The organism is Rhizobium sp. CG5, assembly GCF_023701945.1.
GTDB lineage: Bacteria > Pseudomonadota > Alphaproteobacteria > Rhizobiales > Rhizobiaceae > Allorhizobium.
The window spans coordinates 512,124-522,517 of record NZ_JABAEF010000002.1 but is presented as its reverse complement, the minus strand read 5'-3'; the positions used below and the strand labels follow the sequence as shown (position 1 = coordinate 522,517).

The 10,394-nt window shown below is 64.0% G+C and carries 9 protein-coding genes; 2 read left to right on the top strand and 7 right to left on the bottom strand.

The window, feature by feature from the left end; genetic code table 11:
• Both HGO38_RS05870 and HGO38_RS05865 read right to left on the bottom strand, forming a co-directional pair.
• A partial coding sequence (locus HGO38_RS05870) for an NAD(P)-dependent oxidoreductase (RefSeq protein WP_284739326.1) occupies positions 1–433 on the bottom strand: 433 nt, incomplete at its 3' end.
• Complete coding sequence (locus HGO38_RS05865; protein ID WP_250954969.1) at positions 405–3,059, bottom strand: nitrate reductase; 2,655 nt, start codon at positions 3,057–3,059, stop codon at positions 405–407. The genes HGO38_RS05865 and HGO38_RS05870, both read right to left, overlap by 29 nt.
• Positions 3,060–3,178: 119 nt before the next feature.
• Here HGO38_RS05865 and HGO38_RS05860 point away from each other — a divergent pair, with 119 nt between their 5' ends.
• Both HGO38_RS05860 and HGO38_RS05855 read left to right on the top strand, forming a co-directional pair.
• The gene (locus HGO38_RS05860) at positions 3,179–3,364 is read left to right on the top strand and encodes a type II toxin-antitoxin system HicA family toxin (protein WP_250955005.1); all 186 of its coding nucleotides are present in this window, start codon (positions 3,179–3,181) and stop codon (positions 3,362–3,364) included.
• An 11-nt stretch (positions 3,365–3,375) separates the two neighbouring features.
• Positions 3,376–3,774 carry a type II toxin-antitoxin system HicB family antitoxin gene (locus HGO38_RS05855; RefSeq protein WP_250954968.1) on the top strand — a complete coding sequence of 133 codons (399 nt, stop codon included), beginning with the start codon at positions 3,376–3,378 and terminating at the stop codon, positions 3,772–3,774.
• A gap of 207 nt (positions 3,775–3,981) precedes the next feature.
• On the opposite strand, the gene nirD is transcribed toward HGO38_RS05855, so the two are convergent.
• The 5 genes from nirD to HGO38_RS05830 form a co-directional block, all read right to left on the bottom strand.
• Entirely contained in the window at positions 3,982–4,311 is a 330-nt protein-coding gene (gene nirD, locus HGO38_RS05850; RefSeq protein WP_250954967.1) for a nitrite reductase small subunit NirD, read from the bottom strand.
• Positions 4,312–4,468: 157 nt separating this feature from the next.
• On the bottom strand, positions 4,469–6,916 hold the full coding sequence (gene nirB, locus HGO38_RS05845) for a nitrite reductase large subunit NirB (protein WP_250954966.1): 2,448 nt from the start codon (positions 6,914–6,916) through the stop codon (positions 4,469–4,471).
• Positions 6,917–6,921: 5 nt separating this feature from the next.
• Entirely contained in the window at positions 6,922–7,719 is a 798-nt protein-coding gene (locus HGO38_RS05840; RefSeq protein WP_250954965.1) for an ABC transporter ATP-binding protein, read from the bottom strand.
• A 10-nt stretch (positions 7,720–7,729) separates the two neighbouring features.
• A complete protein-coding gene (ntrB, locus tag HGO38_RS05835) occupies positions 7,730–8,623 on the bottom strand; it encodes a nitrate ABC transporter permease (protein WP_250954964.1) in 894 nt (297 codons plus the stop codon).
• 197 nt (positions 8,624–8,820) lie between these two features.
• Positions 8,821–10,134: a CmpA/NrtA family ABC transporter substrate-binding protein gene (locus HGO38_RS05830; RefSeq protein WP_250954963.1), complete on the bottom strand. Its 1,314-nt coding sequence runs from the start codon at positions 10,132–10,134 to the stop codon at positions 8,821–8,823.
• Positions 10,135–10,394: the final 260 nt, after the last annotated feature.

The following is a 10,394-nucleotide window of genomic DNA, read 5'->3' as shown; positions in this document are numbered from 1 at the left end:
CCGGATCGCTCGAAACATCCTCCAGAGCATCGACGGCCCAAAGATTCCGATCAGCCATCGCATCAAGAAATGCGCCTGGAACGACGACTATCTCATCACCGCTCTCGGCCATATGCGATAGCCCTGCCCTTGAGGGGGAGATGTCCGGCAGGACAGAGGGGGGTGTGCCTGCATCCACACGTTCCCCGATCACCCCCCGCATGACCTCCGACACCTCGTCCGCCGTGCAATAGACATGCACCTCAGCCCCGCAGGCCGCCAGCAGTTCGGCTTTCCAGGCAGCACCGTCCGAGCCGCCGGCGACGATGACGCGTTTGCCGGCCAGCGACCAGAAGACCGGCAGCTTGGCGAGCGGTGCCATGCGGGCCGGGGCGTGGCGGGCTGGGGCGGAATTGCGAGCTTGTTCACTCAGCAGCAGCGACTTGGCATCCATCGATGATCCCCCTGATTTCGGCGCGGCAGGAGCCGCAATTGGTTCCGGCAGACAGAGTGGCGCCGATCGCCTCGACCGTGCCGCAACCGGCGCGAACGGCGGAGACGATCTGGTTGACGCCAACGGAAAAGCACGAGCAGACGGTGGCGCCCGGATCGGCGCGGCCGGCACCCGGACGGCCGGCGACCACAGCAAAGCGGGTGCGGCTGTCGGCATGGGGCTCAGATAATTGCCCGATCGCCCAGTTGCGCGACACCGCCACCGGCTGGCTGGCGACGAACAAAGCCAGCAGCAGCTGCTCGCCGAGGAAGAAGGCGATACGGGCATCGCCGCTCATGCGGTCGCTATAACCGAGGCTCTCGGCCTCAGCCGGCAGGGCGAAATGGATGCGGCACCAGGCTTCGAGGTCGTCCAGCGGCGTCTCGAAGGCCAGCTCGACCCGCCAGCCGCCATTGGCTTTGGCCAGCGCCCAATAGGGCGTATCGAGGTTTTGCGGCTTCACGGTGCTGACGGCAAAGCCATAGGACGCTGCGGCAAACCGCCTGGCGCTGACCGCGACATGTTTCAAGGCCGGCTGGCCGGAGACCGGATCGGTGAGCGACGGCACCAGCGTGTCGATCCGGGCGCGGGCGGCGAATGCGTCGGTCCAGTGCATCGGCACGAACAGACCACCCCTCGCCTGGCGCGGAGTGAGCAGGGCCCGCACGATGACGCTTCCGGTCGGGCTATCGATTTCGACCAGGTCAGCATCGCGGATCCCGAGACGGCTGGCATCGTCCGGATGGATTTCGGCAAACGGCTCGGCCAGATGGCCGGACAGGCGGGCGCTTTTGCCGGTGCGGGTCAGCGTATGCCAATGATCGCGCACCCGGCCGGTGTTGAGCACCAGCGGATGGGTTTCGGTGACGCGCAGCGGCACCGCCGCGTCGACCGCCACGAAGCGCGCCTTGCCATCGGCATGATAGAAGCGGCCATCGGCGAAGAAACGCGTGTCCTGCGGTTCGACACCGGACGGCTGCGGCCACTGAAAAGGAGTGAGTGCCGCAAAGCCGGCGGCATCGATCGCCCCATGGGCGCCGATATCGAAATCGCGGCTGCCGTCATTTTCGAAACCCGAAAGGGCGGCGTGTTCGGCAAAAATCTCGGCGGGGGCTGCATAGGAAAAAGCCTCGGCAAAGCCCAAACGGCGGCCGACCTCGGCCAATTGCCACCAGTCCGGTCGGGCCTCGCCGGGCGCGGGCAGGAATGCGCGCTGGCGGGAGATGCGGCGCTCGGAATTGGTCACCGTGCCGTCCTTCTCGCCCCAGCCGGTGGCCGGCAGCAGCACATGGGCGAGCCGCGTCGTATCCGTGTCGCGCATGATGTCGGAAACGACGACGAAGGGGCAGGCCGCGATGGCTGCCTTCACGGCATCGGCATCCGGCATCGAGACCACCGGATTGGTGGACATGATCCACAGCGCCTTGATGCGGCCATCGGCGACGGCCTGGAACATCTCGACGGCCTTCAGCCCCGGCCTGTCGGCGATCACCGGCGACTGCCAGAAGCGCTTAACGCGTTCGCGGTGCTCGGGGTTTTCGAGAGCCATATGGGCGGCCAGCATATTGGCGAGCCCGCCGGTCTCGCGGCCGCCCATGGCATTGGGCTGGCCGGTCAGCGAGAACGGTCCCATACCGGGACGGCCGATGCGCCCCGTTGCCAGGTGGCAATTGATGATGGCATTGACCTTGTCGGAGCCGCCCGACGATTGGTTGACGCCCTGGCTGTAGCAGGTCACCACCCTTTCGGTCGTCTCGAACAGCTGGAAGAACTGGCGGATCTGCATGGCCGGCAGGCCGGTCGCCTCGATCAGCTCGGCCATGGTCTGCGACGCTGCCGCGAAGGCATCGGCAAAGCCCTGAGTATGGGCGGCGATATAAGACTGGTCGAGCGCCGGGCTCCCTGCCAGATGGGCCAGCAGACCATTGAACAGGGCGACATCGCCATCGGCAGCAATGGCCAGGTGCAGGTCGGCGATATCGCAGGTCATGGTGCGGCGCGGATCGATGACGACGATCTTCATCGCAGGCCGCGCCACTTTTGCGGCGGCAATGCGCTGATAAAGCACCGGATGGCACCAGGCGAGATTGGAACCGGTCAGCACGATCAGATCGGCCAGCTCCAGATCCTCGTAACAGCCCGGCACCGTGTCAGACCCGAAGGCGCGGCGATGGCCGGCGACCGAGGAGGCCATGCAGAGGCGCGAATTGGTATCGATATTGGCCGAGCCGATAAAGCCTTTCATCAGCTTGTTGGCGACGTAATAGTCCTCGGTGAGCAATTGTCCCGAGACATAGAAGGCGACCGAATCCGGCCCATGCTCGGCAATGGTTTCGCCAAAGCGGGCGGCAACCAGATCCAGCGCCTCGTCCCAGCCGGCCGGCTTTCCGGCAATTTCCGGGGTCAGCACGCGCCCCTCAAGATCGATCGTCTCGGCCAGCGCCGATCCCTTGGAACAGAGCCGTCCGAAATTCGCCGGATGATCCGGGTCGCCCCGGACGGACACGGTGCCCGCATCACCGACGCTGGCGATCACGCCACAGCCGACACCGCAATAGGGACAGGTGGTTTTGGTGTCAGTGGCCATGGTGTTTTCCGCGTGCCAATCTGTTGGGAGATCCTGGCGCCGCCCGGATCACGCCTTTCGTTCCAGCTTGCAATGCTTCACTGTGATGCGTATATAAATGCGCACTGGAGAGGACTTTGATCGAACGTGATAGCCGGAAAATTCTCCAGCGGCTCAAAGAGGACGGCTTCGAACTGGTGTCCGTCAGCGGATCGCACCACAAGCTGCGCAAGGATGGCCGGACGGTGATCGTTCCGCATCCGAAGAAGGATCTGCCACTGGGAACCGCCCGGGCGATCGCCAAGCAGGCCGGCTGGATTGAATAGGACAACGCCCCATGCGCCATTACATCGCCCTCGTGCACAAGGATGAAGGCAGCGCCTTCGGCGTCAGCTTTCCGGACCTGCCAGGTGTGTTCTCGGCGGCGGACGAAGAGCAGGACCTGATCGGCAACGCGATCGAGGCACTGCGCCTGTGGGCGGAAGACGAGGCCCTGCCGCCGCCCTCTCCTATCGAAGCGCTGGCTGCCAGAGCTGACATCCGCGACGAACTCTCTGCCGGAGCGTTTTTCGTGCGTATTCCGTTGATCGAGGATGACAGCCGGGTGGTGCGCGCCAATGTGACCTTCGAGGCCGGCACGCTGAAGGCGATCGACGCCGAGGCCGCACGCCGCGGCCTGACGCGCTCGGCCTTTCTGGCGAGCTGCGCGCGCAAGGAGATCGAGGCGCTGGGGTAGTCGCGCGGGTTACCCCCCTCTGCCTTGCCAGGCATCTCCCCCTCAAGGGGGGAGATCGAATCGTGGCGCCGCTTCATGCATCCGGTGCGCCTCCATGATTTGCCAACGCGCCGCGATGGCTGCGGCTCTTGCCGATCTCCCCCCTTGAGGGGGAGATGGCCGGCAGGCCAGAGGGGGGTGGAGCCGATCGCCGCGCTAACCATTCCCCTACTCCGCCGCCATCATCAGGCTTTCGAGTGCAATCGACAGCATGCCGCCCTCGTTGCGAACCGGGATGGTGCGCACAGCACCCTCGTCGGCGCCGAGGGCCTTGCCGGTTTCGAGCGAAATCACCCAGTTGTGCAGCGGACAGGTGACCGAGGCGCCGTGGACGATACCTTGGGAGAGCGGTCCGCCCTTGTGGGGGCAATGGTCCTCGATGGCGAAGACGGCGTTGTCGGCGGTGCGAAACACCGCCACCTTGCCCTCCGGCGTCTTGACGCAGCGCGCACCGCGCAGCGGGATGTCGTCGATATGGCCGATTGCGATCCAGTTCATGGGTTCGTTTCCTTTTTTCGAAAGCCTTGCGGGATGGTCACCCTCCCCTTGAGGGGGAGGGTCGGACCGCAGGTCCGGGGTGGGGTGATGGCGGCGCACCCCAAGATCACCCCCACCCGCGCGTTCCGCGCGACCTCCCCCCTCAAGGGGGAGGTGACTACTCCGCCGCCGCCGAGTATCCGACGGTGGCCATGGGCTTGAACTCGTGCTTGTCCTTGCCGGAGACGCGCTCGGACCAGGGATCGACCTGGGCAAATTTCTGGGAGAAAACGAAGCGCTCGTAATAGGCCTGACGCTTCTCGGCATCGCCCATGATCTGGCGGCGGATCTCGTCCAGGCCGACGCGCTTGGCCCATTTGTAGATGCGCTCGAGATAACGGGCCTGCTCGCGGTACATCTGGGTGAGCGCGACGATGTATTCCAGCGCTTCGTCCGGCGTTTTCACCAGGCCCAGCACTTCCGTGCCCTTGATGTCGAGGCCGGCGGCGCCTGCAAAATGGATCTCGAAACCGCTATCCACGCAGATCACGCCGATATCCTTGCAAGTGGCCTCGGCGCAGTTGCGCGGACAGCCGGAGACGGCCAGCTTCAGCTTGGCCGGCGTCCAGGAACCCCACATGAATCTTTCGATGCGAATGCCCAGACCGGTCGAATCCTGGGTGCCGAAGCGGCACCAGTCGGAACCGACGCAGGTCTTTACGGTTCTAAGGCCCTTGGCATAGGCTTGTCCTGAGACGAAGCCGGCCTTGCCGAGATCGGCCCAGACGGCGGGCAGGTCTTCCTTCTCGATGCCGAGCAGGTCGATGCGCTGGCCGCCGGTGACCTTGACCATCGGGATCTCGAACTTGTCGACGACATCGGCAATCGCCCGCAGCTCGGCCGCATTGGTCACGCCGCCCCACATGCGCGGCACCACCGAATAGGTGCCGTCCTTCTGGATATTGGCGTGCACCCGCTCGTTGATATAGCGCGACTGGTAGTCGTCAGCATATTCGTTCGGCCAGTCGCAGACGAGGTAATAGTTGAGCGCCGGGCGGCATTTGGCGCAGCCGCAGGAGGTTGTCCATTCCAGTTCCTGCAGGACCGCCGGAATGGTTTTCAACTCCTTGGCCTTGATCAGGCGGCGGACGTCGTCGTGGCCGAGATGGGTGCAGCCACACATCGGCTGGACGGCGGCGGGATTGTAGGCATCGCCGAGCGTGATGGTCATCAGCTGTTCGACCAGGCCGGTGCAGGAGCCGCAGGAGGCGGAGGCTTTTGTGTGGGCGCGGACATCGTCAAGCGAGGTCAGGCCTTTGGCGGTGATGGTGGTGACGATCTTGCCCTTGCAGACGCCGTTGCAGCCGCAGATTTCCGCATCATCCGGCAAGGCTGCAACGGCCGCCATAGGGTCCAGCGGGCTGCCCCCCTGATAGGCCTGACCGAAAATAAGCGTGTCGCGCATGGCCGCGACATCGGTTCCCCGCTTCATCAGGTCGAAGAACCACGAGCCATCCGCGGTCTCGCCATAGAGCACCGCGCCGATGATACGATTTTCCTTCAGGATCAGCCGCTTGTAGACGCCTGCCGTGGCGTCGCGCAGGACGATTTCCTCGCGGCCCTCGCCTTCGGCAAAATCGCCGGCCGAAAACAGGTTGATGCCGGTGACCTTGAGCTTGGTATTGACCACCGAGCCGTGATACTCGGCCTGGCCGCCGGTCAGCCGGTCGGCGAGAACGCGGGCCGCTTCATAGAGCGGCGCCACCAGGCCGTAGCAGGTGCCGCGATGCTCGGCGCATTCGCCGAGCGCGAAGATGCTGGGGTCGGAGGTCATCATGCCATCGTCGACGACGATGCCGCGGTTGACCGCAATGCCGGCCTCCTTGGCAAGGCTCGAGGCCGGGCGGATGCCGACTGCCATGACCACCATGTCGGCGGAAATCTGCCGGCCGTCCTCCAGCTCGATGCCCTCGACCTTGCCGGTTCCGAGGATCGCCTTGGTATTGGCCTTGGTGATGATCTCGATGCCGCGTTCGGTCAGCGCCTTTTCCAGGAGATAGGCGGCGGCCGGATCGAGCTGGCGCTCCATGATGGTCGGCATGAGGTGGATGACGGTGACCTCCATGCCCTGGCGCTTCAGGCCATAGGCGGCTTCCAGGCCCAGAAGTCCGGCGCCGATGACGATGGCGCGGCCCTTGCCCTGAGCAATCTTCAGCATGTTCTCGACATCGTCGAGATCGCGGTAGGCGAGCACGCCGGGCAATTGATGGCCGGGCACGGGAATGATGAAGGGCAGCGAGCCCGTGGCGATCACCAGCCGGTCGTAAGGTACCGTGATGCCATTGGCGGAGGTGACGGTCTTGGCGGCACGGTCGATGCCGGTAACCTTTGCTCCCTTGTGCAGGGTGACGCCGTGGGTCGCGTACCAGTCGTCATTGTGGATGACGATGTCGTCATAGGACTTCTCGCCAGACAGCACCGGCGAGAGCATGATGCGGTCGTAATTGACGCGCGGTTCGGCGTTGAAGATCGTGACCTCGAACAGGCCTGGCGCCCGCTCGAACAGCTCTTCCAGCATGCGGCCGGGGGCCATGCCATTGCCGATGATGACGAGTTTTTCGACCATCCGTGTTACTCCGCGGCTTCGACGAAGCGGTGACGTTCGTAGAGGAACTTCAACACGGCTTCGCGGGATTTGAGATAGGTGCGGTCAGACGCCAGCGCGATGCGGTCGCGGGGACGCGGTATCGGCACGTCGAGCACTTCGCCGATTTTCGCGGCCGGGCCGTTGGTCATCATCACGATGCGGTCGGACAGGAGCACGGCTTCGTCGACATCATGGGTGATCATGATCATCGTGTTGCCGAGGCGCGCATGGATTTCCATCACCGCATCCTGCAGATGGGCGCGGGTCAGGGCATCGAGCGCGCCAAAGGGCTCATCGAGCAGCAGGATTTTTGGCTCCATGGCGAGCGCGCGGGCGATGCCGACGCGCTGCTTCATGCCGCCGGAGATTTCCGCCGGGCGCTTGTCTTTCGCATGGCCCATCTGCACCAGATCGAGATTGCGCATCACCCAGTCGTGGCGCTCGGCCTTGGTCTTGGTGGAACCGAACACCTTGGAGACGCCGAGATTGACGTTTTCATAGACGGTGAGCCAGGGCAGCAGCGAATGGTTCTGGAACACCACGGCGCGCTCCGGCCCCGGCGCGTTGACTTCCCGGTCCTCCAGCAGCACCGCGCCGGCGGAGACCTTTGTGAGGCCGGCGATCAGGTTGAGCAAGGTCGACTTGCCGCAGCCGGAATGGCCGATGATCGAGACGAATTCGCCCTTGTCGATGGTCAGGTTGATATCTTTGAGGACTTCGGCGCGCACGCCTGCCCGGTCGAAATGCTTGTCGATATGATCGAGCTTGAGATAGGCGGTCATGTCGCGCTCCTTAATTGGCCGCAGTGCCGCGGGTGATGAAACTGCCGACCGCGGCCACCAGCTTGTCGAGGGCAAAGCCGACGATGCCGATATAGGCGAGAGCGACGATGATGTCGGAGAGCCGCGAGGAGTTCCACGCATCCCAGATGAAGAAGCCGATGCCGACGCCGCCGGTCAGCATTTCGGCGGCAACGATGGCGAGCCACGACAGGCCGATGCCGATGCGGAGGCCGGTGAAGATGTAGGGGGCGGCCGAGGGCAGCATGATCTTCCAGAAGAACTCGACCTGGTTGAGCCGCAGCACCTGGGCGACGTTGCGGTAATCCTGCGGGATATTGCGCACGCCGACGGCGGTGTTGATGATCACCGGCCAGATCGAGGTGATGAAGATCACGAAGATCGCGGAAGGATTGGAATTCTGGAAGGCGGCCAGCGACAGAGGCAGCCAGGCGAGCGGCGGCACGGTGCGCAGGATCTGGAAGATCGGATCGAGACCGCGCATGGCCCAGACCGACTGGCCGATGACGGCGCCCATCAGCACGCCGCAGACGGCGGCAAGGCCGAAGCCATAGGCAACGCGTTCCAGCGAGATCAGCACGCGCCAGGCAAGGCCGATATCCTGCGAGCCGTAATTGAAGAACGGGAAGGCGATCAGGTCGTAGCTGTCGATCCACACCTGGCTTGGCGGCGGCAGGCTGGAGCCGGCTTGCGAACAGGTCAGCTGCCAGATGCCGAGCAGGGCCGCCAGCACGACGAGCGGCGGCAGGACATTGCGGGCGATGGCGGCGGCAATCTTGCGGGCGTCATATCTGGCGACCGGACGGGTCGCCATGCGCACCACCTGGCCTTTTGATGTCGGCATTGGCGCGACGGCGGCTGTCTGCGTACGTGCTGTTGCGGGCATGGTTTTGTCCTTTTTTGGTTCCGGTCGTTCGTTGGTGGTGCCACCCTCCCCTTGAGGGGGAGGGTCGGACCGCAGGTCCGGGGTGGGGTGACGGCTCCGGCCTTAAGCGTTCGCGGTAGTCACCCCCACCCGCGCGTTCCGCGCGACCTCCCCCCTCAAGGGGGAGGTGGATTGCTGCCGGGCTCGGGATTTGCCCCTTACGACGCCGCCTTGATGGTCAGGCTGTCGAGATAGGCCGACGGGTTTTCCGGGTCGAAAACCTTGCCGTCGAAGAAGGTTTCTGTCCCACGCGACTTGGAGGCCGGGATGTCGGCAGCGGCGACGCCGAGGTCGGCGGCGGCCTGGCGCCACAGGTCTTCGCGGTTGACCTCTTTGACCAGCGCCTTAATGTCGGTGTCCGGCGCAAACTTGCCCCAGCGGATGTTTTCAGCGATGAACCAGCTGTCGTGGCTCTGGTAGGGGTAGGAGACGCCGTCGGCCCAGAACTTCATCTCAAGGCCGGTGGCCGTCTCGACGCGGCCATTGCCGTAGTTGATGTCGCCCTTCAGGCGGCCGACGACATCCTTCGGCGGCACGTTGAACCACTGGCGCTTGCCGAGGATGGCGGCCATCTCTTCCTTGTTGTCCATGCTGTCGCACCACATCTGGGCCTCCATCACGGCCATCAGGATGGCCTTTACGGCATTGGGGTTCTTCTCGACCCAATCGGCGCGCATGCCGAGCGCCTTTTCCGGATGGCCTTTCCAGATCTCGCCTGTCGTGCAGGCGGTGAAGCCGATGCCCTGGTTGACCAGCTGCTCGTTCCACGGCTCGCCGACGCAGAAGGCGTCCATGTTGCCGACCTTCATATTGGCCACCATCTGCGGCGGCGGCACGACGATGGTCGAGACGTCCTTGTCGGGGTCGATGCCGCCGGCGGCCAGCCAGTAGCGCATCCACAGATCATGGGTGCCGCCCGGGAAGGTCACGGCAACCTTGACTTCCGCGCCCGCAGCCTTCTTGGCGGCAAAGGCCTCCTTCAGCTTGGAGGAATCAAGGCCGACGCCGGTGGCGGCATATTCCTTGGCGACCGAAATCGCCTGGCTGTCGTAATTGAGGCGCGCCAGCATGGCCATCGGCACGGGAACGTTGTTCTGCGTCACCTTGCCGATGTGCATCAGATACGGCATCGGCGACAGGATATGGGCGCCGTCAATGCCGTTCGCAGCACCGCCGAGCACGAGATTGTCGCGCGTCGCGCCCCAGGAGGCCTGCTTCAGCACTTCGACATCCGGCATGCCATGTTTGGCAAACAGGCCCTTTTCGGCGGCAATCACCAGGGGCGCGGCATCGGTCAGCGCGATATAGCCGAGCTTGGCGCCGGTGACCTCAGGGGCGGCCACCGCCGCATAGGCGCCGGACGGCAGCAGCGTGCGGGCGGCGGTGATGACGGCGGCAGTTGCCACCGACTTGCGCAGGAACTCGCGGCGGGTGGCCAGACACTCGGTGGCGGCAATCGAAATCGGCTTCATGCTCGGTTCTCCTTCAGAAGGACGGCTCTTGAGCGGTCGTCCATGTGGCCAGATGTCCGAGGAGAAAAACGAAAAAAGCCGCCAAACTAATTCCAAGCCATAAGGCTTTGGATATCAGTTTGGCGGCTTTGCCTTGAGCGCCCTTCGTTGGACGCGTCTTGTTTGGTAGTCCCCTCTGGACTTGGCTCTTAACATGCATAAATCGTGCCAAGATGGCAATAGTTTTTATTATCATATATTTTCAATATGTTAAGCGTTTT